The 1099-nt window shown below is 69.3% G+C and carries 1 protein-coding gene; it reads left to right on the top strand.

The annotated features are described in order from the left end of the window. On the top strand, positions 1–1099 hold a 1099-nt coding region (locus ACFV9G_RS30000; RefSeq protein ID WP_378733152.1), incomplete at both ends, for a hypothetical protein.

Raw genomic sequence — 1099 nt, 5'->3', positions numbered from 1 at the left:
GCGCAAGGCGTGGGCTGACCTCGCCGAGGCCCAGAAGAAGGCCGCGGCCGGGTCGAAGGCGTACAAGGAAGCGCAGAAGAAGGAAGCGCAGACCAGGAAGGACTCCGCCCGCAAGGTCGCGCAGGCGGAGAAGCACCTGGCGGATGTCCGCAGGGGCAAGCACACCGCGAAGCAGCTCGCCGCAGCCGAGAAGCAGCTCGCGAATGCCCGGTACAACGCAGCGAAGTCGAACAACGCCGCGGCGGCCCGGACGAAGAAGGCCCAGGACGCGGCTGGGGCCAAGTCCAAGGACGTCGCGGCGGCGCGGAGGAAGGTGTACGAGGCCGACGCGGCTCTGGGGTTGAAGAAGGGCGCCAAGGCACCGACCGCCTTCAACCTGAAGGGCTACGAGCTGCAGCTCAACAAGTCCGTGGCCGCGACGGAGTTGTGGCGGAAGAACCTCGACAAGATCGGCAAGCGGGGCGGCAGGGAACTCCAGGCGATGCTGGAGGGCATGGGCGAGGAAGGCTACGCCCTGGTCAACGCTCTGGCGGGTGCGAGCGACAAGCAGTTCAAGTCGATTGTGTCCAAGCTCCAGAAGACGGGCGAGCTGGCGAAGGCGACCCTGGCTGACTTCACCAAGCAGCTCGGCGCGTCAACCAAGGAGAGCCAGCAATTCGCGGCCGACCTCCAGAAGCTGGCCGCGCAGGGCTTCGGCGATCTCGCCCAGGCCCTCGCCGCGCAGGGCGACGCCAACGCCATGACGCTCGCCCACCAGGCCGCCAGCGACAGCAAGGCCGCTGCGACAGCGAACAAGGCGGTCGGCACGGCGCAGTCCACGCTCACCGGCGAGGACCTCGCGAACGCGCTGACCCTGCTGACCACGCTGCGCGGCGGCAACGGCCGAGGCTTCGCCGACCTGATCGCGGCGGGCCTGGACGTGGCCACCATCCGCGCCCTGGTCCCGAAGATGACCGCCCAGATCAGCAGCCTGCCGTCCGCGAACAAGGACGTCTTCGTCCGGCAGTGGGTGCAGCAGGGCGGGAAGGCCATGGCCGCCGGCGGGATCCTCACCCGGCCCACGATGGTCCTCGGCGGCGAGGCCGGAGACGTCGAGTCG

The organism is Nocardioides sp. NPDC059952 (genome assembly GCF_042730435.1).
Lineage (GTDB): Bacteria > Actinomycetota > Actinomycetes > Propionibacteriales > Nocardioidaceae > Nocardioides.
The sequence above is the reverse complement of the archived record's forward strand: the minus strand, read 5'-3'. Positions and strand labels throughout refer to the sequence as shown.